The organism is Devosia indica (assembly GCF_003056405.1).
Taxonomy (GTDB): Bacteria; Pseudomonadota; Alphaproteobacteria; order Rhizobiales; family Devosiaceae; genus Devosia; species Devosia indica.
The window spans coordinates 103925-128848 of the sequence record NZ_PYVZ01000007.1; the positions used below are offsets into that span (position 1 = coordinate 103925).

The 24924-nt window shown below is 61.3% G+C and carries 26 protein-coding genes and 2 riboswitches; of the genes, 17 read left to right on the top strand and 9 right to left on the bottom strand.

Annotated elements, in window-relative coordinates; all coding sequences use genetic code 11:
• Positions 1-88 precede the first annotated feature (88 nt).
• From DDE76_RS08890 to DDE76_RS08920, 7 genes are all read left to right on the top strand, one after another.
• On the top strand, positions 89-1342 hold the full coding sequence (locus DDE76_RS08890) for a L,D-transpeptidase family protein (protein WP_104894616.1): 1254 nt from the start codon (positions 89-91) through the stop codon (positions 1340-1342).
• 100 nt (positions 1343-1442) lie between these two features.
• Entirely contained in the window at positions 1443-1655 is a 213-nt protein-coding gene (locus tag DDE76_RS08895; RefSeq protein ID WP_104894615.1) for a DUF6898 family protein, read from the top strand.
• A 47-nt stretch (positions 1656-1702) separates the two neighbouring features.
• Positions 1703-1787, top strand: a riboswitch (ZMP/ZTP riboswitch).
• 131 nt (positions 1788-1918) lie between these two features.
• Positions 1919-3217 (top strand): serine hydroxymethyltransferase, encoded by a 1299-nt coding sequence (gene glyA, locus DDE76_RS08900; RefSeq protein ID WP_104894614.1) that lies wholly within the window; start codon positions 1919-1921, stop codon positions 3215-3217.
• 17 nt (positions 3218-3234) lie between these two features.
• On the top strand, positions 3235-3714 hold the full coding sequence (gene nrdR / locus DDE76_RS08905) for a transcriptional regulator NrdR (RefSeq protein WP_104894613.1): 480 nt from the start codon (positions 3235-3237) through the stop codon (positions 3712-3714).
• Between the two features lie 125 nt (positions 3715-3839).
• On the top strand, positions 3840-4313 hold the full coding sequence (ribH, locus tag DDE76_RS08910) for a 6,7-dimethyl-8-ribityllumazine synthase (RefSeq protein ID WP_104894612.1): 474 nt from the start codon (positions 3840-3842) through the stop codon (positions 4311-4313).
• Positions 4314-4799, top strand: a complete 486-nt coding sequence (nusB, locus tag DDE76_RS08915) for a transcription antitermination factor NusB (protein WP_104894611.1) — start codon at positions 4314-4316, stop codon at positions 4797-4799.
• 69 nt (positions 4800-4868) lie between these two features.
• A complete protein-coding gene (locus tag DDE76_RS08920; RefSeq protein ID WP_104894610.1) occupies positions 4869-6059 on the top strand; it encodes an MFS transporter in 1191 nt (396 codons plus the stop codon).
• A gap of 56 nt (positions 6060-6115) precedes the next feature.
• Here the strand turns inward: DDE76_RS08920 and DDE76_RS08925 are convergent, their stop codons facing one another.
• Positions 6116-6553 carry an outer membrane protein assembly factor BamE gene (locus tag DDE76_RS08925; RefSeq protein ID WP_104894609.1) on the bottom strand — a complete coding sequence of 146 codons (438 nt, stop codon included), beginning with the start codon at positions 6551-6553 and terminating at the stop codon, positions 6116-6118.
• A gap of 136 nt (positions 6554-6689) precedes the next feature.
• Here DDE76_RS08925 and DDE76_RS08930 point away from each other — a divergent pair, with 136 nt between their 5' ends.
• The 8 genes from DDE76_RS08930 to DDE76_RS08965 all read left to right on the top strand — a co-directional run bounded on the left by DDE76_RS08930 (position 6690) and on the right by DDE76_RS08965 (position 12597).
• Entirely contained in the window at positions 6690-7247 is a 558-nt protein-coding gene (locus DDE76_RS08930) for a ubiquinol-cytochrome C chaperone family protein (protein WP_157955727.1), read from the top strand.
• On the top strand, positions 7244-7795 hold the full coding sequence (locus tag DDE76_RS08935; protein ID WP_104894607.1) for a YceD family protein: 552 nt from the start codon (positions 7244-7246) through the stop codon (positions 7793-7795). Before DDE76_RS08930 ends, DDE76_RS08935 begins: the two co-directional genes overlap by 4 nt.
• An 84-nt stretch (positions 7796-7879) precedes the next feature.
• On the top strand, positions 7880-8950 hold the full coding sequence (gene plsX / locus DDE76_RS08940) for a phosphate acyltransferase PlsX (RefSeq protein ID WP_104895061.1): 1071 nt from the start codon (positions 7880-7882) through the stop codon (positions 8948-8950).
• Entirely contained in the window at positions 8947-9927 is a 981-nt protein-coding gene (locus DDE76_RS08945; protein ID WP_245891854.1) for a beta-ketoacyl-ACP synthase III, read from the top strand. The genes plsX and DDE76_RS08945 overlap by 4 nt, the downstream gene beginning before the upstream one ends.
• 223 nt (positions 9928-10150) lie before the next feature.
• Positions 10151-10462, top strand: coding sequence for an integration host factor subunit alpha (locus tag DDE76_RS08950; RefSeq protein WP_104894606.1), 312 nt, complete (start codon positions 10151-10153; stop codon positions 10460-10462).
• Between the two features lie 105 nt (positions 10463-10567).
• Positions 10568-11023, top strand: a complete 456-nt coding sequence (locus tag DDE76_RS08955; RefSeq protein ID WP_104894605.1) for a MerR family transcriptional regulator — start codon at positions 10568-10570, stop codon at positions 11021-11023.
• Positions 11024-11122: 99 nt separating this feature from the next.
• Positions 11123-12160, top strand: a complete 1038-nt coding sequence (gene iolG, locus DDE76_RS08960) for an inositol 2-dehydrogenase (protein ID WP_104894604.1) — start codon at positions 11123-11125, stop codon at positions 12158-12160.
• Between the two features lie 65 nt (positions 12161-12225).
• On the top strand, positions 12226-12597 hold the full coding sequence (locus tag DDE76_RS08965) for a VOC family protein (protein ID WP_104894603.1): 372 nt from the start codon (positions 12226-12228) through the stop codon (positions 12595-12597).
• Positions 12598-12606: 9 nt separating this feature from the next.
• On the opposite strand, the gene iolB is transcribed toward DDE76_RS08965, so the two are convergent.
• The 7 genes from iolB to DDE76_RS09000 all read right to left on the bottom strand — a co-directional run bounded on the left by iolB (position 12607) and on the right by DDE76_RS09000 (position 20366).
• Positions 12607-13407, bottom strand: a complete 801-nt coding sequence (iolB, locus tag DDE76_RS08970; RefSeq protein WP_104894602.1) for a 5-deoxy-glucuronate isomerase — start codon at positions 13405-13407, stop codon at positions 12607-12609.
• Positions 13352-13603: a hypothetical protein gene (locus DDE76_RS08975; protein ID WP_104894601.1), complete on the bottom strand. Its 252-nt coding sequence runs from the start codon at positions 13601-13603 to the stop codon at positions 13352-13354. The genes iolB and DDE76_RS08975 overlap by 56 nt, the downstream gene beginning before the upstream one ends.
• A 57-nt stretch (positions 13604-13660) precedes the next feature.
• Entirely contained in the window at positions 13661-14578 is a 918-nt protein-coding gene (gene iolE, locus DDE76_RS08980; protein ID WP_104894600.1) for a myo-inosose-2 dehydratase, read from the bottom strand.
• Positions 14579-14587: 9 nt separating this feature from the next.
• Positions 14588-16435 (bottom strand): 3D-(3,5/4)-trihydroxycyclohexane-1,2-dione acylhydrolase (decyclizing), encoded by a 1848-nt coding sequence (gene iolD, locus DDE76_RS08985; RefSeq protein ID WP_104894599.1) that lies wholly within the window; start codon positions 16433-16435, stop codon positions 14588-14590.
• Positions 16432-18351 carry a bifunctional 5-dehydro-2-deoxygluconokinase/5-dehydro-2-deoxyphosphogluconate aldolase gene (locus DDE76_RS08990; RefSeq protein WP_104894598.1) on the bottom strand — a complete coding sequence of 640 codons (1920 nt, stop codon included), beginning with the start codon at positions 18349-18351 and terminating at the stop codon, positions 16432-16434. The genes iolD and DDE76_RS08990 overlap by 4 nt, the downstream gene beginning before the upstream one ends.
• A 102-nt stretch (positions 18352-18453) precedes the next feature.
• Positions 18454-19284: a MurR/RpiR family transcriptional regulator gene (locus DDE76_RS08995; protein WP_104895059.1), complete on the bottom strand. Its 831-nt coding sequence runs from the start codon at positions 19282-19284 to the stop codon at positions 18454-18456.
• Between the two features lie 110 nt (positions 19285-19394).
• Positions 19395-20366, bottom strand: a complete 972-nt coding sequence (locus DDE76_RS09000) for a DMT family transporter (RefSeq protein ID WP_104894597.1) — start codon at positions 20364-20366, stop codon at positions 19395-19397.
• 99 nt (positions 20367-20465) lie between these two features.
• Positions 20466-20610: riboswitch (FMN riboswitch) on the bottom strand.
• A 268-nt stretch (positions 20611-20878) separates the two neighbouring features.
• Here DDE76_RS09000 and trxC point away from each other — a divergent pair.
• Both trxC and DDE76_RS09010 read left to right on the top strand, forming a co-directional pair.
• A complete protein-coding gene (gene trxC, locus DDE76_RS09005; RefSeq protein ID WP_104894596.1) occupies positions 20879-21310 on the top strand; it encodes a thioredoxin TrxC in 432 nt (143 codons plus the stop codon).
• A gap of 79 nt (positions 21311-21389) precedes the next feature.
• Positions 21390-22808: an MFS transporter gene (locus DDE76_RS09010; RefSeq protein WP_104894595.1), complete on the top strand. Its 1419-nt coding sequence runs from the start codon at positions 21390-21392 to the stop codon at positions 22806-22808.
• Positions 22809-22846: 38 nt separating this feature from the next.
• Here DDE76_RS09010 and DDE76_RS09015 read toward each other — a convergent pair whose 3' ends face one another.
• Positions 22847-24853, bottom strand: a complete 2007-nt coding sequence (locus DDE76_RS09015; protein WP_104894594.1) for an aldo/keto reductase — start codon at positions 24851-24853, stop codon at positions 22847-22849.
• Positions 24854-24924 lie beyond the last annotated feature (71 nt).

Sequence of the window (24924 nt, forward strand, 5' to 3'; positions counted from 1 at the left end):
TCACAAGGCGTTGAGCCAGATTGTGGATCGCGCCGGGGCGGTGCTATCGCCCCACAGGCAGATGGCGGGCGATTTCTAGGGTGGTTTGATGCGGCTGACGCGACGTAACTTTATCCGGTCCATGGCAGTTGCCGGGGCATCGGCGGCTGTTCCGGCCTGGGCACAGGATTCCTTGTTCGACATGATGTCGCGAAGCCGCGTCATCAACGAAGCTGATCCGAGCGGCAATACCGCGGCGGCGGCGGCGACCATCGCGACCAACGAGCCGATCCTCTCCTATGACACGCTGCACAACCTGCAGCTTGCCATCTCCCAATACGAGCCCTTCGTGGCCGCGGGCGGCTGGGAAGAAATCCCCCAGCGCGCCTTCAAGCTTAATCTGGGCAAGTCTGACCCGGCTGTGGTGCAACTCAAGCGCCGTCTGATTTCCTCAGGGGATATGCCGCTGGTCGAGTTTGCCAGCGATATCTTCGATGCCGATACCGACCGCGCCGTGCGCGTCTTCCAGGCCCGTCATGGCCTTATTGTCAATGGCTGGATCGACGAGGCGACCTGGTATGCCCTTAACGTGCCGGCTTCGACCCGGCTGCAGCAGCTCTATCTCAATTATACCCGCGTCCAGAACATGGCGCCCCAGCTCACCGATCGCTATGTGGTGGTGAACATCCCGGCCGCCACCATCGAGGCCGTCGGCGGTGGCATGGTCGAACAGCGTCACACGGCGGTGGTTGGCCGCGTTGACCGCGCCACCCCGATCCTTGCCAGCAAGATTCACCAGGTCAATTTCAATCCCTATTGGCACGTGCCCAAGTCGCTGGTGCGGCAGGATCTCACCAAGTACATGCTGGAAGATCCGCAATATTTGGCCAAGCAGAACATCTTCATCTACGACGGCAGCGGCAATACCGTCGATCCGGCGACCATCAACTGGGCCAGCATTACCGATGCCCAGGTGAATTATATGTATCGCCAGGAGCCTGGTGCCGAGAACTCGATGGGTCATTGTAAGATCAATTTCTACAATCCCTTCGACGTTTACCTGCACGATACGCCATCCAAGGCGCTGTTCGGCGAGAACGCCCGTTTCCACTCGTCCGGCTGTGTCCGGGTGGAAGGGGTCAACCAGCTTGTAGCCTGGCTGCTGCGCGACAATGGCGATTGGGATCAGGCCCGCGTCGACCAGACCTTTGCCTCGCTTGAGCGCAAGGATGTCAGCCTGAGCACGCAGATGCCCATTCACACGACTTACATCACCGCCTGGGCCAACCGCCAGGGCACGGTCAGCTTCCGCGACGACGTCTACAATTTTGACGAAGAGGGCAAGGTCAGCTTCACCGCGTGATTGTCGGGGCGCGCCAATAGTGTGGCCCGGCGCATGGCATCGGGCCACGGCTTTTGAATAGCAAGCGACTCCGCTATGATTGGTCCGGAAGTGAGGTGGCATGAGCGCGGGCGACGTTCTGTTTGAGTTTGTCCAGATGGGACAACAAATGCGCGTTGCCGCGATTGACGAGGCGACCGGCACCGAAGTTGTTGTCATCACGCCGCTCAACGCCACCAAGTTGCAGATGCAGCGCGTTGCCATGGCCAAGCTCAAACGCAAGCTGGAGCAGGGGACGGCTGCGCCAGCGCCAGTCTCCGGCAAATTTGCCTGAGCCGGATACTTTTTCCTTTCCCTCGTTTCCCCGCTGCGGCATAACAGGAGCGTTCGCGCGACTGGCGAGAAGAGATGGGGAACCATCGGGGAACGCGAACCTTTGCAAGAGCCGCTCGCCTGGGCACCCAACCGCAACCAGGGGAGCCCCATGCGTTTCTCAATCCTATCCACACATTATTACTGGCCTTGGAATCGCGATTTGTCACGTGATAAAGCCCTTCCCACGCCGACCCACTCGATCGTCAACGAGGTAACCGCCCGATGAGCGCCGCCACGTCTTTGCCCCTGTTCCCGAACTTCTTTTCTGCGTCGGTTGCCCAGACCGATCCGGAGCTGGCCAAGGCCATACAGGACGAGCTGGGTCGTCAGCAGAACGAGATCGAGCTGATCGCCTCGGAGAACATCGTGTCCCAGGCCGTGCTCGAGGCTCAGGGGTCGGTCCTGACCAACAAATATGCCGAGGGCTATCCGGGCAAGCGCTACTATGGCGGCTGCCAATATGTCGACGTCGCCGAAACCCTGGCGATCGAGCGCGCCAAACAGTTGTTCGGCGTGGAATTTGCCAATGTGCAGCCTAATTCCGGCTCCCAGGCCAATCAGGGTGTCTATCAGGCGCTGATTCAGCCCGGCGACACCATTCTGGGCATGTCACTCGACGCCGGTGGTCACCTGACCCACGGGGCCAAACCCAACCAGTCGGGCAAGTGGTTCAACGCCATTCAGTACGGTCTGCGCCAGCAGGACGGCCGCGTTGACATGGATCAGGTCCGCGCTCTTGCACACGAGCACAAGCCCAAGATGATTGTGGCTGGCTTTTCGGCCTATTCGCGCATCATGGACTGGGCCGAGTTCCGCGCCATTGCCGATGAAGTCGGCGCCATCCTCTTTGTCGACATGGCCCATGTCGCTGGCCTGGTCGCTGGTGGCGTCTATCCCAGCCCGTTCCCGCATGCCCATGTGGCCAGCACCACCACGCACAAGACCCTGCGCGGTCCCCGCGGCGGCCTGATCCTCACCAATGACGAGGCGATCGCCAAGAAGATCAACTCTGCCATTTTCCCTGGCATCCAGGGTGGGCCGCTGATGCATGTCATCGCCGCCAAGGCCGTTGCCTTCAAGGAAGCGCTCTCGCCCGAGTTCAAGGCCTATGCCAGCCAGGTTGTGGCCAATGCCAAGGTGCTGGCCGATACGTTGGTCAAGGGCGGGGTCGACATTGTTTCGGGCGGCACCGACAACCATCTGATGTTGGTCGATCTCCGGCCCAAGGGCCTGACCGGCAAGGCAACCGAAAAGGCGCTGGAGCGGGCCCACATCACGTGCAACAAGAACGCCGTGCCGTTCGATCCGGAAAAGCCCGCCATCACCTCTGGTGTACGCCTCGGGACGCCCGCCGGTACTTCGCGCGGCTTTGGCGAGGCGGAATTCCAGCTCATCGGTGAACTCATCATCGAGGTGCTCGATGGCCTCAAGACCAATGGTGACGACAACAACGGTGCTGTAGAGGCCCAAGTCCGTGCCAAGGTGAAGACGCTCACCGATCGCTTCCCGATCTACGGATAACAACCAGAAGGCCCGCCATGCGCTGCCCCTATTGTGGCAATGACGATACCCAAGTGAAGGATAGCCGCCCGACCGAAGATTCGGGCGCTATCCGCCGCCGCCGGGTCTGCAATGGCTGTGGCGGGCGCTTCACCACCTTTGAACGCGTGCAGCTTCGTGACCTCACAGTAGTCAAGAAGACGGGGCGCAAAGTGCCCTTCGACCGCGAAAAGTTGGCGCGCTCGGTCAATACCGCCTTGCGCAAGCGGTCGGTGGAGCCTGAAAAGGTCGAGCGGATGATCTCCGGCATTGTCCGCCAGCTCGAAAGCTTGGGCGATGTCGAGGTGACATCCGATCAGATCGGCGAATATGTCATGGAAGGTCTCAAGGGCCTTGATGACGTGGCCTTTGTGCGCTTCGCCAGCGTTTACAAGAATTTCTCTGCCGCGAACGATTTCCGTTCCTTCTTGGCGAACCTGGAAGAGAGCAGCGCTACCCTGTCGGAGGACGATGTTTGAGCGCGGCCCTATTGGGCCAGCAAAACGATTCGTTCATCGCCCCTTGCGGTAAAACTGCCGGGCGTTCTCCAATTGCGTTATGATCTCCCTTGCGTCTCCCAGTGACGCCTAGAGGGAGGTAGATCATGGATTCCTACGGTGTGCGATTTCCGCTGCCTGCAGATGCGGGCAGGGGACTGCGCTTCCTCATTGTGGAGGGGCGTGCCTATCCCGACATTGCCGATGAAATGAAGCGCGGCGCCATCGCAGCGCTGGAACAGGCTGGCGCGCTCCATGAAACAATTGCTGTGCCCAGTGCCATGGAAGTGCCCGTGGCCATGGCAATGGCGATTGAAACTGGACGCTTCGACGGCTATGTGGCGCTGGGCTGTGTTATTCGCGGCCAGACCAACCATTACGTGTCAGTGGCCAATGAGAGCATCAGGGCGCTGGCCGAATTGGCCGTTGTTGATGCTTTGCCTCTTGGCATCGGCATTCTGACGGTGGAAAACGAAGCACAGGCCCGGATGCGGGCCGATGTGAACGATCAGGACCGAGGCGGGGATGCGGCGCGAGCCGCACTGGCCTTATCCAGTGTGAAAGTGAAACTGAACAGCTAGATGACCGACCATCCCAAACGCGATCCCGGCGCCCCACGCCCTGCCAATCAGCGCGGCGCCGCCCGCCTAGCTGCCGTCCAGGCGCTCTACCAGATGGATATCGGCCGGGCGACGCTCGAAGATACGCTGGCACAGTTTGGTTCGTTCCATCTCGGCCGCGAAATCGAGGGTGAGCAATATCTTCCCGCCGACGCCGATTTCTTCCGCCAGATTGTCACCGGGGTCGCCAAGCATCAGCTTGAGATCGACCCCTCGGTCGACAAGGCCCTGGCCGAAGGTTGGCCGATCGAGCGCGTCGACGCCACCCTGCGCGCCATTCTGCGCGCTGCCGCCTTCGAGCTGCTTCGCCGCAAGGACATTCCGGCGCGCGTGGTCATCACTGAGTACGTCGACATTGCCCGCGCCTTTTATGAGGATGACGCATCCGGCCTTGTCAACGCAGCGCTGGATTCCATCGCCCGTTCCGCGGGCGTGGACATGAACTGAACCAATCGGCATTGACGCCTCTGGCGGCGGGGCGCACCGTCCGCCGCCGCCCACCAAGGATGTCTTTCAATGCCTGACAGCCGCAGCCAATCCATCCGCAATATCGGTCTGCTCTCGGCCGTCCAGGCTCTTGGTGGCTCGAGTTCCTCTATCATCATGTCGGTCGCGGCTCTGGCAGCCGTTAATTTTGCTCCCGACCGGTCCGCCGTGACGCTGCCGGTGACGGCCATGATTGTCGGCCTGGCGCTGACCACCTCGACCGCGACGATGGTGATCTATCGCCTTGGGCGAACACGCGGCCTGATGCTGGGCGCAGCCATCGGCATTCCCGCCTCTATAGTCGCCACGCTGGCGGTGATACTCGGGCAGTTCTATCTCTTTGCCGCTGGCCTGTTCCTCGTGGGAATGTCGGGCGCCTTCATGCAGCAGGTGCGCTTTGCCGCCGCTGACAGCGTCGCCCCCGAATTCAAAAGCCAGGCGATTTCCTGGGTCATGTTCGGCGGCGTTGCCGCAGGCTTCCTTGGGCCGCAATTGAGCGCCCTGAGCATTGGCTGGATTCCGGGGGCAGAATATGCCGCCAGCTTCATGGTGATCGGCGTGATCTCGCTGCTCTCGGTGCTGGTGCTCGCCGGTACCCGCTTGGCACCGACCCATGCCCCCGGGGCCACAGAAGACAAGGGACGGCCGCTTTCGGTGTTGCTGTGTCAGCCGGAAATCGTCTTGCCGATGCTCGGCGCCGCGCTCAGCTATGCGCTGATGACGCTGATCATGGTCGCAGCGCCCCTGGCCATGGTGCATCTCTGCGGTCACCCTCCCACCGACGCGGCCGGGGCTATTCAATGGCACGTCGTGGCCATGTTCGCGCCAAGCTTTGTCACCGGCGCCATCATCAAGCGCATCGGCGCCAATCTGGTCACCGCCATCGGCCTGCTGCTGATCATCGCCTGCGCGGTGATCGCTCTCAATGGCATCACAGTTGCCCATTTCACCATCACCCTCATTCTATTGGGCGTAGGCTGGAACTTCGGCTTCATCGGGTCGACGGCCATGCTGGCGACCAGCTATCGGCCGCAGGAGGCCGGTCGTGTCCAGGCGGTCAACGAACAAGTGGTGTTCGGCTCCAGCGCCATCGCATCGCTCAGCTCGGGCTTCCTGCTGCAATTCGTGGGCTGGGAATCGATCAACCTGCTGGCCATTCCCGTGGCGACACTGACCATATTGTTGCTCGGTTTCGGCGCCCTGCGTCAGGCGCGCGCCTGACGCAAAGAAAAAAGCCCCGGTGAACCGGGGCTTCGGACGTCAGGACTCTGCTTGACCTAGAACGAGGACAGGATGGAGTCGATAAAGGTCGCATCCTCGCCGAACGAAGGCGTGCGGCGCGTTTCGATATTGACCGCCTTGCCGTCCTCAAGCGCATAGACGGCGCGTTCGATGACCTTCTTGTTGCGGTCGAAATAGATGGCCAGAACCGTGCGTTCCTCGATCATGGTCATGCCGAACGAAGTCTGGTTCACCTTGGTTTCCACATAGTACCAAGCGGTGCGATCACCAAAAGTATTGGTGGTCTGGGGCGAACCCAGCACCAATGTGACCAATTGCTGGCTCTGGCCGGGCCGGATCTGCTGCAGTGCCGAGTCGGGAATTTCATAGCCCTGGGTTCGCTTGGAGATCAGCGAGGTGCTGCTGGTGCAGCCGGCGAGCGCAACGGCCAGTACGGCCGCGGCAACGGAGGCTTTTGCAATTCGCAGAGGCATGAATTTGACTTTCCCGATGGCTGTCGACTATAGGCGTGACACTTGGGCGCGTGCCCATTGGCCGCCGGAATGTGTAGCTGTCAACTTGGCCGTCTGGCAAGCTGGCAATGATCCGGCACCCCGATCTGCCCCGTGTTTGACCGATACCGACGCCGAGCGCAATCCCATGATCATGTCCTTGTTCCGCAAGAAGACTGCTACCGAGCCGGTTTACGCCGTGTACAATTCCATTGTGGCGCAATCCCGGCGGCCGGTCTTCTACGCCCAGTGGGGTGTGCCCGACACTGTGACCGGGCGGTTCGACATGATCAGCCTGCATATGGCGCTGTTGTTCCGGCGCCTGCGCAACGGGCCTGACGGGTCGCGAGAATTCAGCCAGGCGGTATTCGACCTGTTTTTCAAGGATATGGACCGCTCGCTGCGCGAAATGGGTGTCTCGGACCTCGGTGTGCCGAAGAAGATTCAGAAGATGGGCAATATCTTCTTTGGTCTGCTCGCCGCCTTGAACGAAGCGATGGATCGCAATGACGCCGACGCGCTGGCCAGCGTTCTGGCGCGCAATGTTTTTGATGGCCAGGATACGCCGGAGCTGCGGGCCCTGGCCGATTATGTCTTTGATCGCGATGCGGAGCTGGCGACCCAGCCCATAGACGCGATCACGGCAGGCTCGATTCGATTCGAGGCCGCCGCATGACCCGCCCTGAAGAGCCCATTTTCGATGCCGTTGTCAGGATCGACAAATTGCCGGCCGGCGGCCGCTCTATCGCCGTCGACGCGGACGAAACGGAGCGCCAGGCCATTGCCGAGGCCATGAACATTCTCTCGGTGGAGCGTTTCACGGCGAGCCTGACGGTCACCCCGCTGCGGGGCGGCCTGCGCGCACTGGGCCATCTGGAAGCGGACGCGACGCAAGCGTCGGTCGTCAGCTTCGAGCCCGTTGCCGAGACCATTTCCGAAGATATCGATCGCGTCTTTCTGCCGGCGCCGCGCGAAAAGCAGGCGCCCGCTGCCGGTGCCGAAATTTACGTCGACCTTGAAAATGACGACTTTCCCGATCACATCGACGGGCCAGAGGTCGACTTGAGCGCATTGTTGCTCGAAACCCTGGCGCTGGCGCTCGATCCTTATCCGCGACTTCCTGATGAAACTCTAGAGTCTCTGGGGGTTTCTACTGGAGATGAGGAGGAGGGGCCCTTTGCCAAGCTGGCGCGCCTCAAGGATGAGGGCGGGGACAAGAAATGAGGCCTTGCCCTTCCAGGGCTTGCGCCGACCCGTTGATGGGATATGTTTGCTTGCCTGCCAAAGCGGGCCGAAAAACGGGCTGAAATGACCGATTCTATTACGATTTCCGTGGATGCCATGGGCGGCGATCACGCTCCGCGTGCCGTTATTCATGGCGCTCACTTGGCCCTCAAGGAGCGCAAGAACACGCGCTTTATCTTTCATGGCCTGAAGGAGCAGATCGACCCTCTGCTTGAAGAATTCCCGGCCCTCAAGCCGGTTTCCACCGTTAGGCATTGCGAGACCGTGATTGCCATGGACGAGAAGCCGAGCCAGGCCCTGCGCAAGGGCAAGGGCATCTCGTCCATGTGGATGGCTATTCAGGCGGTCAAGGACAAGGAAGCCGATGTCGCCATTTCCGGGGGCAATACCGGCGCCCTGATGGCGATGGCCACCTTCTGCCTGCGGCCTATGAAGGGCATTTCGCGCCCCGGCATTGCGGCGATCTGGCCCACCCTGCGCTCCGACATCATCGTTCTCGACATGGGTGCTACTATCGGCGCCGATGCCCAGCAATTAGTGGATTACACCATCCTGGGATCCGCCCTCGCCCGGGCCCTTTTCGATTCCGAATCGCCTACGGTCGGCCTGCTCAATGTCGGCACCGAGGAGGTGAAGGGGCTCGACTACATCAAGGAAGCCGGCAAAATTCTCTCCGAAGCAAGCGGCGCCGGCTTTACCTATCACGGCTTTGTCGAGGGCGACGACATTGGCAAGGGCACGGTGGATGTGGTGGTCACAGAGGGGTTTGTCGGCAATATTGCCCTCAAGACCGCTGAAGGCACCGCGCGTCAGGTTGCCAGCTATCTGCGCCAATCGCTCAAGGCGACTTTGATGAGCCGCATCGGCGCCCTGTTTGCGTCGTCTGCCCTCAATGCCCTGCGCCGCAAGATGGATCCGCGTACCGTTAACGGCGGCGTGTTCATGGGTCTCAATGGCATTGTCATCAAGTCCCATGGTGGCACTGACGAGATCGGCTACAAGAGTGCGCTGGGCCTGTCCTACGAGATGGCGCGCAGCCGCCTGATGGACAAGATTGGCGACACCATGCATCGTTTTCCCATCCACAAGGCAGACCCCAACCTGCCAACCGAGACCGAGGCCAAATCGGCGTGACCAGCTCAATCCGTTCCGTCATTCGTGGGGTTGGCAGCTATTTGCCAGCCAGGACCGTCACCAATGAAGAATTGGCCAAAACCGTCGATACGTCCGACGAATGGATTCAGCAGCGCGTCGGTATCAAGGAACGCCATATCGCAGCTGAGGGTGAATTTACCTCCGACCTGGCCGCCGCTGCGGCGCGGGCAGCACTCGACAATGCCGGCTTTGCGATCGAGGACATCGACCTCATAATCGTTGCCACCACGACACCCGACTATACCTTTCCCAGCGCCGCCACCCTGGTGCAGATGAAGCTGGGCATGCATCACGGCTTTGCCTTCGATATCCAGGCGGTCTGCTCTGGCTTCGTCTATGCCGTAGCCACGGCGGACAGCTATATCAAGAACGGCATGGCCCGCCGGGTGCTGGTGATCGGCGCCGAGACCTTTTCGCGCCTGCTTGACTGGACGGATCGCACCACCTGCGTGCTGTTCGGCGATGGGGCTGGCGCAGTGGTCATGGAGCGTATCGATCTGGCCGAGGGTCAGCCTGAACGCGGCGTGCTCAGTTCGGCCCTGCGCTCAGATGGCCGCCATTGGGACAAGCTCTATGTCGATGGAGGGCCCTCGACCACCGGCACCACGGGCCACGTGCACATGCAGGGGCCGGAAGTCTTCCGCCACGCCGTAGGCAAGATCACCGACGTGGTCTACGCCACGCTTGAACAAGCGGGCTACACGGTGGCCGATCTCGACTGGTTCGTGCCCCACCAGGCCAACAAGCGCATTATCGACGGGGCAGGGGCCAAGCTTGGCCTGCCACCTGAGAAGGTCATTATTACCGTCGATATGCACGCCAACACCTCCGCGGCCTCCGTGCCCTTGGCTTTGAGCGTGGCCGTTGCCGATGGGCGCATCAAACAAGGTGATCTGGTCATGCTCGAGGCCATGGGCGGCGGCTTCACCTGGGGCGCATCGCTCATTCGCTGGTAGTCCCGTTAACCGCATTGACCTCAAGCGTTTCAAGGCGTTAGTGTTCTTCTAGGGTGGAGGAAACCGGCGCTGACGCAAACGACGAGATCGTGCGGCGGCGTCATTCTGGGGAAGGGATCCCGTACGGCGATGCAGCTCCGGCGGTTGCATTGGTGTCTGGTGACATGGGTTTTGCCATGGCGCCTGCTGGGAAGTCCGAACCCGCTGCAACTTGGGGGCGCGAATGACGCAGAAGACGGTTACGCGGGCGGATCTTGCCGAAGCGGTCTATGGTTCGGTCGGGCTCTCTCGAACAGAGTCAGCGGAACTGGTGGAGCGCGTCCTCGAACTGATATCGGACGCTCTTGTGACGGGCTCCAACGTCAAGCTCTCCTCCTTCGGCTCCTTCCAGGTCCGCTCCAAGAACGAAAGGATCGGCCGCAACCCAAAGACTGGCGAGGAGGTCCCCATCCTGCCGCGGCAGGTTCTTGTGTTCAAACCCTCCAATGTGTTGAAGTCCAAGATCAACAAGTCTATGGTCAGCGCTGGAAAGTAAGGCTTTTACGCGCCTGGTCGAAGAGCGTTTTGGTTCTCCGAAAGGCCCGGCTGGTAAGGGCGAAACTGCAACAAGCGCGTTGCCGTGGGCAGGGAGAATCGCGGTTTGGACAAGTCGCCAGACGCGTTCCGTACCATCTCTGAGGCTGCTGAAGAGCTCGATCTCCCGCAGCACGTTTTGCGATTCTGGGAAACCCGTTTCAATACCATCAAGCCGCTCAAGCGCGGCGGTGGGCGGCGCTATTATCGCCCCGAAGACGTGATGCTGCTCCGTGGTATCCGCCATCTGCTTTACGATCAGGGTTTCACCATCAAGGGCGTGCAGAAGATCCTCAAGGATCAGGGGCCCCGGTACGTCATCGCCGTTGGCGAGGGCAAGGGACTGGACGAAATTCTGCCCATGATCGAGCAGGCCGAGGCCGCGGGCGATGAGGCGGAACTGGAAGACGCCCAGATGTTGGCCAGCCCTGCGCTGGATCAGGAGTCGCGCGACAAGCTCTCCGAAGTGCTGCGCGAACTGCTTGAGTGCAAGCGGTTGCTGGAGCGCGCGCGCGAGCATTGAAAGTCCTGGAATTTCTGTTTCGCTAGCTCGAAAAATGGACTATCTGTTCCGCAAGATTGGGCCGCTGATCGGCTCGTTGATTGCTGGAGTCTGTTCGCGATGACCATTCGTTTTGGCCTGCTCGGGGCAGGTCGCATTGGAAAAGTACACGCCAAGGCCATTTCTTCGAACGGGCGGGCCGAACTGATCGCCGTTGCCGACGCCATGCCCGATGCCGCCTCGGCATTGGCCGGGCAATACGACGCCCAGGTGCGCACGATCGAAGCCATCGAGACGGCGTCGGACATCGATGCGGTCATTATCTGTACACCGACCGATACTCATGCCGATCTGATCGAACGCTTCGCCCGGGCCGGCAAGGCCATCTTCTGCGAAAAGCCCATTGATCTCGACGTCGAGCGGGTGAAGGCCTGTCTCCGGGTCGTCGATGAAACCGGCGCGACGCTGATGGTCGGGTTCAACCGGCGCTTCGATCCACATTTCCAGGCGGCAAAACAGGCCATTGCCGATGGCCAGATCGGTGACGTCGAGATGGTCACGATCATCTCCCGCGATCCCGGTGCGCCGCCGGCCGACTATGTGAAGCGCTCCGGCGGCATTTTCCGCGACATGACCATCCACGATTTCGATATGGCCCGCTTCCTGCTGGGCGAAGAGATCGAAACCGTCTCCGCCCAGGCTTCGGTTCTGGTGGACAAGGCGATTGGCGAAGCCGGCGACTTCGACAGTGCCTCGATCATGCTGGCGACGGCATCGGGCAGGCATGCCACCATTTCGAATTCGCGCCGCGCCACTTATGGCTATGACCAGCGCATCGAAGTCCATGGCTCGAAGGGCGCCGTCGCTGCAGAGAACCAGCGCCCGGTTTCCATCGAGATAGCCAATGCAGAGGGCTATACACGGCCGCCGCTGCATGACTTTTTCATGACCCGCTACACAGAGGCTTATGCCCGCGAAATCAGCCACTTCATAGATTGCGTTGAATCAAAGTCTCCGGCCGCACCGAGTGGCGCCGACGGGCTCATTGCCCTCGCTCTGGCCGAGGCGGCGTTGAAGTCGGTGGCCGAAGGCCGGTCGGTCAAGGTAAGCGAAATAACTGGCCCGCTGGCTGATCGCTCCGTGTTCCAGGGTCGGTAGGCCGCCGGCCTTGCGACCACCAGCCGACCTCCCTAGTCTTTGCGAGCAAGACAAGGGAGCGTCCAATGCAACTCGGTGCCTTTTCCGTCAGCCTCGCCGTCAAGGACATTGCCGCCTCGCGCAGCTTCTATGAGAAGCTTGGCTTCTCAGCGATCATGGGCGAAGAGGCACAAAACTGGCTCATCATGAAGAATGGTGACCACGTTGTCGGGCTGTTTCAAGGGATGTTTGACAAGAACATCCTGACCTTCAACCCGGGTTGGAATGCCGACTCCGAGCAACTACCCGATTTCACCGATATCCGGAAAATCCAGCAGTCGCTCAAATCAAGCGGCATCGATGTCGGCACCGAGATTGATCCGCAATCTTCCGGGCCGGCGAATTTTTCGGTCACCGACCCGGATGGCAATGTCATCTTGTTCGACCAGCACGTCTGAGCGGCGGCGCTACTTCAGCATCCATTCATGCTCGGGCGCATTGTGGAACTTCCACACACGCTTGGGCCCTGCCATGACGTTGAGATAATAGAGGTCATACCCCGCAGTTGTTGCCACGGGGTGATAACCGCGCGGCACCAGTGTCACGTCGCCGTCCTCGATCGCCATGGCTTCGTCCAGGCTTCGGTCATCAGTATAGACACGCTGGAAGGCGAAGCCCTGCGGCGGGTTCATGCGGTGATAATAGGTCTCTTCCAACTGGCTTTCGTGCGGAAGGTTGTCCTGGTCATGCTTGTGCGGCGGGTAGGATGAGGTGTTCCCCTGTGGCGTGATGACCTCCACCACCAGCAGCGCATTGGCGGCCCCATCATCCTCGGGCATGATATTATAGACATGTCGCACATTGGCGCCTGTACCGCGCGTGACACGCGGATGGGTTCCGGGTGTGATCACCTTGGCATGATAGTCTCCGCCACCTGGCGCCGAGCAGACAGCCAGTTCCAGATCGGTCGTCGCATCGACTGCCCAATGCCGCCCCGCGGGCACATAGAGCGCGTGCGGCGCACCCTCAAAGGGGCTCATGCGCTCGCCCAGTTCGCCGAAATCCTCGCCATCGACGGCAAAGCGGCCCTTGCCGCTGACCAGCACCAGGCAAACCTCGCGCTCGCCGGTTTCCTCGCCATAGGCTTGGCCCGGCGCCAGCCTGTGCAGGCCGAAACCGACATGGCTCCAGCCAGCCCTATCCGGCGTGACGTCATGGATCCTGCCGGTCTTGCTCGTCGGCCGGACGAGGAGGGGGGACTTGCTCATTTTCGTTCTCCTCCTTGGGGAATTTGTAAAAGAAGTTCCAGCCCACATAAGCCAGCGCCGCGCCAACGAGGATGGCCCAGAACATGTCCTGGGTGAACAGCAGTTCCCAGCCCAGCCAGAGCGCAAGGAACACGGCGACCGCCACGCGCCGCCACATCGGGCGGAACCATTTGAGGTCGTTTTCTTTGAGGGCCATTTCCGCCTCCCGATTGATTCACTTCGGCAAGGCTTTAGCACAGCCCCTTCAAAAGACTCACCCTTTTGGAAAGCCCTGGGTCTCGACGGTGTAGCCAGCGGCCGCCATCACGCGCATCAGTTCGGCATGCCCAACCTGCGCCATCTTGAGCGGTGGGTTCTGAACCGGATCTTGCTCGGCCTCGACCACGAACCAGCCTTCATAACCATGATCGGCCAGCCGCTGCACGATGGCGCCAAAATCAAGCGACCCATCACCTGGCACGGTGAAGGCCCCAAGCGCCACCGCATCGAGAAAGCTCTGCCGGCTGCGATCCAGACCGTCGACTACCGCCTGGCGGATGTCCTTGACATGCACATGGTTGATCCGTGCGTGGTGTCTGTCGATGGCCCGCAAGACGTCACCACCGGCAAAAACCAGATGCCCGGCATCGAGCAGGAGTGGAATGCCCGGCCCGGACGCTGCCATGAAGGCGTCAAGCTCGGCCTCGGTCTCGACCACGGCGCCCATATGGTGGTGATAGCTCAGCGGCATGCCCTGCTCGGCGCACCATTCGCCAAATGTGGTGACCTTGCGCGCATAGGCCGCCATTTCGTCATCCGAAAGCTTGGGTTTCTGCGCCAGCGGCACATCGCGCTTGCCCTGGATCGAGCGACCCACCTCGCCATAGACAATGCAGGGGGCGTTGACCGCCTTGAACAACTCGATCATCGGCGCGATGCGGTCCTTGTTGACGGACAGGTCTTCATCCACCAGCGTGCCGGAGAACCAGCCACCGCACAGCGTCACGTCAGCCGCCTTGAGAATGGGCAGCATCACCCGGGGATCATCGGGAAAGCGACGCCCCTTCTCCATGCCGGTAAACCCCGCCGAGCGGGACTGCCGCAGGCATTCTTCGAGCGAAACATCGTCGCTCAGTTCGACAAGATCGTCGTTCCACCACGCAATGGGCGACATGCCAAGCTTGGCTTTCATTTTGTTCTCCTACCCGGCCCGCTGCGCCTTGAGCGCCTTCACATAGGCGTCCCGCGCCGCATTGACCTGGGGTCGCGTGCTGACTTCCGGCACCGCGACATCCCACCAATGGCCACCCTCGTCCGTGGTGATCAGCGGGTCGGTGTCGATGACAAGAACCGACACGCCTGCATGGTCCTTGCTCTCTTTGAGCGCAGTTTCCAGTTCGGCCAGCGAGGCAACATTCTTCGCATTGGCCCCCATCGATGCGGCATGGGCGGCAAAGTCAACATTGGGCATGGTCTGGTGACGGGTGTCGCGGAACAGATTGTTGAAGTTTGCCCCGCCGGTGGCCATTTGCAGCCTGTTGATGCAGCCATAGCCGGAATTGTCGAGCACCACGATGGTCAGCTTGACGCCGAGCATGACGGCACTGACGATCTCCGAATTCATCATCAGATAGGAGCCGTCACCAACCATCACGACGGTGTCCGTATCCGGCTTCGCCAGGGCGACGCCAAGCCCGGCGGCAATTTCGTAGCCCATGGTCGAAAAGCCATATTCGAGATGGTAGCTGCCCGGCGCATCGGCCCGCCACAACTTGTGCAGCTCACCTGGCAGGCCGCCGGCAGCACACACCAGGGTGGCCTTGTCCCGGCCCCGCAGCACTGCGCCGATGACCTGGGCATCCGAGGGCAGTTCCACATTCGAGGCCGCCAGCGCCGCGTCTGCCGCGCCCAGCCAATCTTCCTTTTCCCGCAAGGCCTTGCTGGTCCAGGCGGAATCAACCTGCCAACCCAAAAGGGCCGCATCCAAAGCTTCCAGCCCCACACGCGCATCGGCCACCATGGGCAGCGCATTGTGTTTCATGGCGTCAAACACCTGGACATTGAGACCGATGATTTTGAGGTCCTCGTTCTTGAACAGCGCCCAGGACCCGGTGGTGAAGTCCTGCAGCCGCGTGCCGACGGCCAGCACCACGTCGGCCTCTTCTGCCAGTGCATTGGACGCCGATGTGCCGGTCACGCCAACGCTGCCCATATTGAGGTCATGGTCATGGGGCAGGGCGCTTTTTCCCGCCTGCGTTTCCATCACGGGAATGCCGTGCGCCTCGGCAAAGGCCGCCAGGCTCTCACTGGCTTGTGAATAGAGCACACCGCCACCAGCGATGATCACCGGCTTCTTCGCCAGTTTCAGCGCGGCTGCTGCGGTCGCGAACTCGTCGGCATCCGGCATGATCCTGCGCGGGCTCCAGACCTTTTCGGCAAAGAAACTTTCCGGATAGTCATAGGCTTCCGCCTGCACGTCCTGGCAAAGGCTCAGCGTCACTGGCCCGCATTCCGCGGGATCGGTCAGCACCTGCATGGCCCGTCGCAGCGCGGGCATGATCTGCTCGGGGCGCGTGATGCGGTCGAAGTAGCGGCTCACCGGCTTGAAACAGTCATTGGCCGAAACAGTGCCATCGCCAAAATCCTCGACCTGCTGCAAGACCGGGTCCGGCAGGCGATTGGCAAACACGTCGCCGGGCAGCAGCAGAACGGGGATGCGGTTGACATGAGCCAGCGCTGCCGCCGTCACCATGTTGAGTGCGCCGGGCCCGATGGAACTGGTGCAGGCCATGAATCGGCGCCGGAAATTGGCCTTTGCATAGGCGATGGCGGCATGCGCCATGCTCTGCTCGTTCTGGCCACGATAGGTTGGCAATGCATCTTTGATGCCATGCAGCGCCTCGCCGACCCCGGCTACATTGCCGTGCCCGAAAATGGCCCAGACGCCGCCAAAGATCGGCACAGTCTCGCCATCGATCACCGTTTTCTGCACGCTCAGGAAACGCGCAACGGCCTGCGCCATCGTCAATCGGATTGTATTCTGGCTCATGGCCGCTCCCAAATCTCTACCAGCGCGCCGAACCTTTTGGCCATCTCGGCCACGGCCTCTTCGTCGCTCATCTTGTTATTCAGCCAGTCGCGCGCGACCTCACCGAAGATCGTCCGCCCCACGGCAAAGCCCCTGACACTCCGCGCCGACTTTGCAGCGGCGAAACCTGCGGCCAGTTCATCCTGTGGCGCGTCGAGGCCCAGCATCACCACGCCGCGACAGTAAGGGTCGCGCGTTTCGATGACACCATCAATGGCGGCCCAGGCCGCTTCGCTCTTTTGCGGCTCGAGCTTCCACCAGTCCGGCTTGATGCCGGCATCGTAAATTTCGGTCAGTGCCCGGGCCAGCGTGTCATCATTGGTCTGTCCATGCTTGGACGCAATGACTTCGACCAGCAATTCACGACCAATCTTGCGCGCCGCATCAAAAGCCGAACGCAACTTGCCGATCTGTTCATCTCGCAGGTCCTGGCCATCATCGGGATGGAAGAAGCACAGCACCTTGATGCAATGGTCCACCGGCCAGTCGATCAGGCGCGAGCCGAGATCCTGCGTAAATTCGAACTGCAGCGGCCGTGAACCGGGCAATTCGATGGGCCTGGCGATCCAGAAATTGGGCAGCGTGCCGGCGGCATAAAGCGCGTCACGGCCATATTTGTCGTCGAGCAACATGCCGAACCCATCGCGCCCATCGGCCACCCGGGCCGCCGCTTTGACCGCCAGAACCTTTAAATGCGGCAGCCGGGCTAGCTTGTGCGGGTCGCCGCCTGCCAGGTCCTCGAGCTGACTGCGATGGTCGATGGCCAGCGCCATCAGCTTGGGTATCTCGCGCCGCCGGGTTGTGGCCCAGTGGACATGATTGATAGCTTCATCCTTGCGCAGGGCCTTCTCGGGGCTGCCCCGTTCCAGGAAATACTGCAGCTCGTCCCAGGTGGGGATCTCTGGTGCACAGAGCAGGCGGCTCACGGCAAAGGCCCCGCAAGCATTGGCCCATGTGGCGCTTGTCTGGTGGCTCTCGCCCCGCAGCCATCCGCGCAGGAAACCGCTCATGAAGGCGTCGCCTGCGCCAAGCACATTATAGACTTCGATGGGAAACCCTTTGCCGACGATCCCGTCTTCGAGATCGTCGGGAATGGCCTCGTCATAGACAATGCAGCCCATGGGGCCGCGCTTCAGGACGATCACGGCGGAGGACAGGCTCCGGATCGTCCTGAGCGCAGTTTCAAGATCACTGGCACCAGAGGCAATGAGCACCTCTTCTTCGGTTCCCACGATCAGATCGCACTCGGGCAGCACCGTCTTGAGATGTGCCGAAACCGTATCGGAAGCGATATAGCGGCTGTCGCCGGCGTCGTGCCCGGCAAGTCCCCAGAGATTGGGCCGGTAGTCGATATCGAATACAACCTTGGCGCCGCTGCCCCGTGCAATCCGCATGGCCTTGCGCTGGGCTTTGTCACTGTGTGGCTTGGCAAAATGGGTGCCCGTTACCAGCACGGCCCGCGCCGAGCGGATAAAATCGGAGTCGATATCGCTGTCCTCGAGTGCCGCATCGGCGCAGTTGTCGCGGTAAAAGATCAGAGGAAAGGACTTGTCGTTCTCCACTGAGAGCAGGACCAGGGCGGTCAGGCGCTCCGGGTCCGTCACGATCCCGCCAGTCTCTACTCCCTCGCGGGCGAGTTGCTCGCGAATGAAGCGTCCCATCTGTTCGTCGCCGACCCGGGTAATCAGCGCAGATTTGAGACCCAGTCGCGCCGTGCCGACGGCAATATTCGTGGGGCATCCACCAACCGATTTGGCAAAGCTGCCTACGTCTTCGAGCCGCGTCCCGATCTGTTGCCCATACAGGTCCACTGATGCGCGCCCAATGGTGATGACATCAAGAGAGCGGTCCGGGATCTGGTCAGTGGCGAGGGACAAGGCGAGAACTCCGTTGCGGTGACCTCATCAATGAAACACAAGTTCCGCAGGTTCTCAAGATAGAATGTTTGTTCCATTCATGGAATGTCGGGCTCTGCTGCGTCAGGCTTGCCGGCGCCGCTCTGCAACGCCCACGGTCAGCGCCATGGCCAAGGCCATGCTAGCCGATAGCGAGCGAAAGCCGGCATGATCGGCCTCGACCAGTTCAAACCAGACTGCAGCACTAGCTGCGAGTGGGGAAAGGGCCGAGTCGGTCAGTCCGACCACCGCAATGCCGCGCTCGCTTAGCGCCTGTGCCTGTGCTGCGCTTTCGGCCGCATAGGGCGAGAAACTGACAGCAAACGCTGCGTCGGCCGCGCTGGCCTGCGCCAACAGATCATCGTCATTGCCGATGGCGGTGCTGACCACCCGGCAGGGCACTTTTAGCTTGCCAAAGGCATAGGCCATATAGGTGACAATGGGAAAACTGCGGCGCCGTGCAATCAGGTAGATGGTCTCGGCGCGCGCGAGGATGCTTATGGCCCGCTCAAGTGCTGCAGCGTCAATTGTATCGGCCAGCGTGTCCAGGCTGTCATGACCGGCTGCCACAAAGCCGTTGAGAATGGCAACGCCTTCGGTGTCCGCCACACCACCCGATTCGAGATGGCGCAACCGGTCCTCATAGCTGCCATTGCGCTCTTTCAGCCTTTCCCGGAACAATTGCTGCAGGCCCGAAAAGCCGTCAAATCCGAAGTGTTGTGCAAAGCGCACTAGGGTTGAGGGCTGAACCTGTGCGGCTTGCGCGATACTGGCTGTCGTCCCGAAGGCCATGTCGTCGGGACGTTCCAGGGCATAGCCGGCCACCTGCATCAGCCGCTTGGGCAAGGTTGCGCGCATCTCGACAATGGCAGCACGCAGGCTTTCGAAGTCGCGTGGCGGGAGTTGGGCGGTCATCTGATCCTCATGGAATGCCTGTTCCATTTTTGGAACAATTTGCCGCGCCCTGCAACAAAAAGGGCAGGGCGGTGGACCGTCCTGCCCTTGATGGATCGCGGAAGGAGGACCTAAGCGGGTTGCAGCGAGGCCGGCTCCTGGCGGTTTTCGATCCAGTAGATGAACACCGAAGCGCCCACGATCAGGGCGGCGCCGGGCCAGAACCAGATCGAAGGCACCTGGCCGAGGGCAACCCAACCGACCAGGCCGCTCAACGGCACTTTCAGATCGCCGAAGGGCTGCAGATAGACCGCATCAGCGGCCCGGTAGGCGAAGGCCAACAGATATTGCGCCGCCGCAGTGAGAGCGCCGAGCAGCAGCAATAGCCACAAGCCGGTCATGTCCGGCAGGGCGAATGGGAAGCCCGGTGCCATGGCGGTGGGAAGAACGCCGGAAAGTGCATTGGCCACCAGCAGGATGGCCAGATGGTTTGGCGTCATCAGCACCAGAAGGGAAACCGTCAGGGTTTCCGGGCTTTCGCCCTGGCGTGTCAGATATTTGGTCAGAACGTCGGTGCCAGCCCAAAGTGCGGCGGCAGTGATCGGGATCAGGGCCTGCCAGCCAAGGCTTTCGGTTCCGACACCCGAAACGATTATGGCGCCGACAAATCCTGCCAGAGCCGCCACAATCCGTGCCGTGGAGGCGCGCTCACCAAGAAACAGGGTAGAGCCAAGGACAATGAAAAGCGGTCCAGTTGCCAGCAACGTCACCATCTGCCAGATCGGCACGCCCGAGGCGAAGCCATAGACAAATACATGCACGCCCAGCGCCGAGACAAAGGCGCGAACTTCATGGGCAAGCGGGTGGCGGGTCTTGAGATTGGAGAGCCCAATCCTCAGGATCAGCGGCAAGGCCAGGACCGAGGCAATCAGATATTGCCAGAAGGCCATTCCGGTCGAACTCATCCCAAAGCCGCCATACTCGATCGGCGTAGGCAAAATCGATTGCAGCGTATTGGTGCCGGCAAAGGCGATACTCGCCACCAGCATGAAGAGGGCACCCGACGTTGCGGCGCTACGTGAAGTAGAGGAAATCTGGCTCATCTGTCGTCCTTTCCGTAACCAGTTTCCTCAGGGTTACGGGAGACGACATGCCAGAATGAGCGCGGCCAAATAGCCGCGCACGCCGGCAAAGGCGTTTGGTCCCGTTCTCTTTCATCCGGACTATGACCGTCGGCTCCGGAGTTACACCGGATCTGCTGACCTCCCGTTCCTTGGGAGCGCTCGCGGGCTTGGCGTCGCTGCCTTTACCGCCGGTGGGGAATTACACCCCGCCCTGAGAACAATGCAGGCGAACCTGCACCAGCACATCTAGGGCAAGCGGTCGCCGGGCGCAAGTAAGCACAAGAGTGTAACTGTGCGCGTTTCCCGAACAACAGGAAAAATCTGTTCGCAAGAACCCGTCTGCCGAATGACCCAGATCAAGGTGTTGCCTCTGGCGCTGCGGCAAATTGCGTGAATTCGGTGGCTCCCCACCCATATCATATTGGCGGGGTGGTGTGATGGCGACGAGTGCGACGCTGGCCGGCCCTTCTGATCGATAGCAGGACTTAAAGATGCAACACATTGTCTGCGCCCAGTGCGGGGCGACCAACCGATTGCCTGACGGCCGCGACGCGCTGGCCGGAAAATGCGGCAGTTGCGGCCAGCCCCTGTTCGGGGATGGACCAGCCGAGGTGACAGGGCAGAACCTGGATCGGCAGATCAAGCGCTCCTCACTGCCAATATTGGTTGATGTCTGGGCGCCCTGGTGCGGCCCGTGCCGGATCATGGGGCCACAATTCGAGGCCGCCGCGAAACAGGCCCAGCCTGAGATGCGCTTCCTCAAGCTCAACTCAGATCAGAACCAGGAATTCTCCAGCCGCATCGGTATTCGCGGCATCCCCACCATGATCCTGTTCGACAAGGGCAGGGAGGTGGGCCGGGTGTCGGGTGCCATGTCCAGCACTGACATTCTCGCCTGGGCGCGGGCGCAAATCCGCGCCTGACAGATGCGGCCTACAAAGCTGTTGGCTATCGCCATGGATTCAATTAAACAAGAAGTAACTTGTTTAATTGGAATCCGTTATGTCTGACACTGTCGACGGCCGGTGGGCCGAGATTTTTGGGCCTCGCTACCTTTCGGTCACCACGATCCTGGCGCTGGGCGTCTCGCTCTTTGCCTTCAACGTCTTCCTCTCGGCCACTGCATTGCCTTCGGCGGTCCAGGAGCTGGGCGGCATTGAGGTGATTTCCTGGGCCACCACGCTCTATCTGGTCTTTGCCATTGTCGGCGGTGCCGCTGCAGCCCTGATCAAGCGGCGGCTCGGTTCCCGCGTGGCCTTGATCGGGCTGGCCAGCGTCTTTCTGGTAGGCACGCTGATCGCCGCCAGCGCTGGGTCAATGCCTCAGGTTTTGGTCGGGCGCGCCGTCCAGGGCTTTGGCGAAGGTGTCGTTGCGGCCCTCTGCTTTGCGCTTATTCCAGAACTGTTTCCCAGCCGCCTCGTGCCCAAGGTTTTCGGCATGCAGGCCGTTGTCTGGGCCGTTGCGGCCTTTGGCGGTCCCGCCGGAGCTGGGGCCCTGACAGAGTTGATTTCCTGGCGTGCCGCCTTTCTCATCAACGTGCCGCTGGTTCTGATCTTCGGGGTCATGGTGCTCCTGGTGGTGCCCGCCAGTCAGAGGATCGTCGGATCATCGGGCTTTCCGGGTCTGCGCCTCGGCGCCATTGGCGCTGGTACCATGCTGGTGGCGATTGCGGCCATCGTCCCGCCCGCTTCGGCAACCCTGCTCCTGCTGGGCGCAGCCATTGCCCTGGTGGCTGCCGTCTGGATGGACCGGCGCAGCACAGAGCGCCTGATGCCGCCGGACGCGTTTTCGCTCAAGACCGCCGTTGGTTCGGGCCTCTGGCTCTTCCTGCTTATGCCGATCGCCGGCGCGGCCACGGCAGTTTATCTGGTCCTGCTGTTGCAGCAGCTCTGGGGGTATGGCCCGACCTTGGCTGCGGCCCTTGGTGCGGTCATGGCCATTGGCTGGAGCTGCTCATCGGTGACCGTGGCCAATGTGCGCAAACGCGCCACCCGGCGCATCCTGATCCGCACCGGTCCTGTGCTTCTGGCGCTTGGCCTGAGCGCGGTCCTGTTCGCATTGGAAACCAGTCAGCTACCGGTCCTGATCGTCGGCCAGTTTGCCATCGGCATGGGGTTTGGCATCTCCAATGGCTACATCATGCTCACCATCATGGAAGCCAGCACGGACGCAGAGCGAGACCGGACATCGGCCCTGTTGCCGACCACCCAGTCCGCAGGCAATGCGCTGGGCGCGGCTCTGGCTGGTGTCGCCGCGAACGCGGCGGGCTATGCCCAGGCCAGTGGCAAAGCCGAAATCCTTGTCGCCATAATTCCATTGTTCGTCATGGCCGTGGGCTTCGCGGTGCTGGCCTGGCTGGCCGCGCTGCGCATGGTTCACCTCGCCAAAACCACACCCATCGCCCAATTCGCAGAAGGCTGAGCAAAGGCCCCGGATCGCTCCGGGGCCTTTTTCGTATCTCAGCCCTGTTCCAGCCAGCGCACCTGTTCGGGCGTCAGCTTGATCTCGAAGGCCTTGAGGCTGTCTTCCAGCTCGATCAGCCGGCGCGGTCCGATCAGCGGCACGCTGGGGAAAGGCTGCGCCAGCACATAGGCCAGGGCGACATGGATCGGCGAATGGCCGAGCTCCTTGCCCAATGCGATCGCCCGGTCGCGGCGGCCGAAATTCTGGTCATTGTACCAGCAGCGCACCAGCTCCTCATTGTCGCGCTTGTCCCGGCCGGCAAAGTCGGTGAAGAAGCCGCGCGCCTGGCTCGACCAGGAGAAATTGGTCACTTGCCGGTCGATCAGCCATTGTTTGAAGTCTGGTGTCGCCGCGGTGACGCATCCGGCCCAGATCGGGTCGAGCATTTCGGCCAGGGCGAAATTATTGCTCAGCGCCTGAGGGGCGGTCTTGCCATTGGCCCTGGCATAGGCGATCGCCTCGTCCATGCGCTCCTTGGTCCAGTTCGACCCGCCATATGGCCCGCGAATGCGGCCGGCCTTCACCTCCGCATCCATGGCATCAACGAACTCGCCCACCGGCACATCGAGATTGTCGCGGTGCATGAAATAGATGTCGACATAATCGGTCTGCAGCCGGTCGAGCGACTGGGTAAGCTGCTTGGCGATCACATCGGGATAGACGAGCGGGGAATGTGCGCCCTTGCCGATCAGCACCGCCTGCTCACGCACGCCGCTCCGTTTCTGCCATTCGCCCCAGAGCTTTTCGGTGTAGCCACCGCCATAGATGAAGGCGGTATCGAAGATATTTCCGCCCTTCTCCCAGAAGGCGTCCAGCAGGATTGCGCCCGACGAGAAGGTCTTGAAATCTTCAAAGCCCAGCGCCACCGCAGAGGCCTGCTTTTCCAGACCCGGAATGCTGCGCTTGGGGATGATGCCCTGATTGGCGCCAAGCGGGCGGTTGTCCAGTGTATGGACGCGGTTTGCGGATTTCTCGACCGAGAATTCGATACCGGCATCGGCCCGCCATTTGTCCAGCACCCGAAGATTGCCCAGCGTGTCGTTCCAGCTCATCCCAGGTGCATCGAACTCGGTCTTGCCGGCGAGAATGGCCAGCGAGGCGGTTTCCGCCTCATAGGAATAGAGATGCGGTTCGGCCCCGACGCTGATGGTTTCGGTCTGGCCCCCCTTGATGATGTCGATGCGGCCCAGTCCCTGGTCGCGGTCGCCATTGGCGAACCAGAAATCGGGGACCTCGATGCGCCCATCAGAGCCATGAATCCGCAGCACATTGTCGAGATTTGCCATCACCGCGCAACTGACCTGCGCCACGATGCCGTTCTCGAAGCTGAGCATGGCCGCAGCCCGGTCATCGGTGCCTTCGGCATTGAGCGTGGCAGCGCCGGAGACCTTTACCGGGTCGGCAAAGGGCTTGCCCATCGCCGCCCCGGCAATCAGCCGCGCCATGGATACCGGGTAGCAGCCGACATCCATGATGCCGCCACCGGCCAGCGCGGATGCAAACAATCGATGCTCGGGTTGAAACTTGCCCATCGAGAAGCCAAAGCTCGACTGGATCATCCGAACGTCGCCAATGACACCGGACTGAATCAGTTCGATCAGCTTGGCCGCCTGCGGATGCACGCGATACATGAACGCCTCGCCCGCGAATGTACCGGCCTTGCGATGGGCATGGAACACGGCGTCCGCCTCATGGGCGGACAGCGCGAACGGCTTTTCCACCAGCACGTGCTTGCCCGCCTCAGCGGCCTTGATCGCCCATTCGGCGTGGCCGGTATGGGGCACAGCGATATAGACCGCGTCGATCTCGTTGTCCGCCAGTAGCGCCTCATATCCGTGCACGATTCGGGCTTCGGGAAAGCTGTCCTTGAGGCCCGGCCGGTCCGGGTTGCGCGTGGCAATGGCCGCCAACTCGCCATGCTGGCTGTCGTTCAGGCCGCCGCGAAACGCCTTCGCAATGCTGCCCGGGCCAATAATGCCCCAGCGGATCTTCTTATCGGTCATATCTTCTTCCTCACCAGAGCACCGTGTCGAATAATTCGACGCCGTTCTCGGACGGTCCCGATGCTCAATCC

Bases quoted from the DNA above. Each gene is read 5' to 3' on its own strand.
- nrdR (WP_104894613.1), top strand. From the start codon at position 3,235: ATGCGCTGCCCCTATTGTGGCAATGACGATACCCAAGTGAAGGATAGC.
- DDE76_RS08995 (WP_104895059.1), bottom strand. From the start codon at position 19,284: ATGACCGCCCAACTCCCGCCACGCGACTTCGAAAGCCTGCGTGCTGCC.
- DDE76_RS08890 (WP_104894616.1), top strand. From the start codon at position 89: ATGCGGCTGACGCGACGTAACTTTATCCGGTCCATGGCAGTTGCCGGG.
- DDE76_RS08920 (WP_104894610.1), top strand. From the start codon at position 4,869: ATGCCTGACAGCCGCAGCCAATCCATCCGCAATATCGGTCTGCTCTCG.
- DDE76_RS08895 (WP_104894615.1), top strand. From the start codon at position 1,443: ATGAGCGCGGGCGACGTTCTGTTTGAGTTTGTCCAGATGGGACAACAA.
- DDE76_RS09000 (WP_104894597.1), bottom strand. From the start codon at position 20,366: ATGAGCCAGATTTCCTCTACTTCACGTAGCGCCGCAACGTCGGGTGCC.
- DDE76_RS08935 (WP_104894607.1), top strand. From the start codon at position 7,244: ATGACCCGCCCTGAAGAGCCCATTTTCGATGCCGTTGTCAGGATCGAC.
- DDE76_RS09015 (WP_104894594.1), bottom strand. From the start codon at position 24,853: ATGACCGATAAGAAGATCCGCTGGGGCATTATTGGCCCGGGCAGCATT.
- iolE (WP_104894600.1), bottom strand. From the start codon at position 14,578: ATGAAAGCCAAGCTTGGCATGTCGCCCATTGCGTGGTGGAACGACGAT.
- DDE76_RS08965 (WP_104894603.1), top strand. From the start codon at position 12,226: ATGCAACTCGGTGCCTTTTCCGTCAGCCTCGCCGTCAAGGACATTGCC.
- plsX (WP_104895061.1), top strand. From the start codon at position 7,880: ATGACCGATTCTATTACGATTTCCGTGGATGCCATGGGCGGCGATCAC.
- trxC (WP_104894596.1), top strand. From the start codon at position 20,879: ATGCAACACATTGTCTGCGCCCAGTGCGGGGCGACCAACCGATTGCCT.
- nusB (WP_104894611.1), top strand. From the start codon at position 4,314: ATGACCGACCATCCCAAACGCGATCCCGGCGCCCCACGCCCTGCCAAT.
- DDE76_RS08925 (WP_104894609.1), bottom strand. From the start codon at position 6,553: ATGCCTCTGCGAATTGCAAAAGCCTCCGTTGCCGCGGCCGTACTGGCC.
- DDE76_RS09010 (WP_104894595.1), top strand. From the start codon at position 21,390: ATGTCTGACACTGTCGACGGCCGGTGGGCCGAGATTTTTGGGCCTCGC.
- glyA (WP_104894614.1), top strand. From the start codon at position 1,919: ATGAGCGCCGCCACGTCTTTGCCCCTGTTCCCGAACTTCTTTTCTGCG.
- DDE76_RS08950 (WP_104894606.1), top strand. From the start codon at position 10,151: ATGACGCAGAAGACGGTTACGCGGGCGGATCTTGCCGAAGCGGTCTAT.
- iolD (WP_104894599.1), bottom strand. From the start codon at position 16,435: ATGAGCCAGAATACAATCCGATTGACGATGGCGCAGGCCGTTGCGCGT.
- iolG (WP_104894604.1), top strand. From the start codon at position 11,123: ATGACCATTCGTTTTGGCCTGCTCGGGGCAGGTCGCATTGGAAAAGTA.
- iolB (WP_104894602.1), bottom strand. From the start codon at position 13,407: ATGAGCAAGTCCCCCCTCCTCGTCCGGCCGACGAGCAAGACCGGCAGG.
- DDE76_RS08975 (WP_104894601.1), bottom strand. From the start codon at position 13,603: ATGGCCCTCAAAGAAAACGACCTCAAATGGTTCCGCCCGATGTGGCGG.
- ribH (WP_104894612.1), top strand. From the start codon at position 3,840: ATGGATTCCTACGGTGTGCGATTTCCGCTGCCTGCAGATGCGGGCAGG.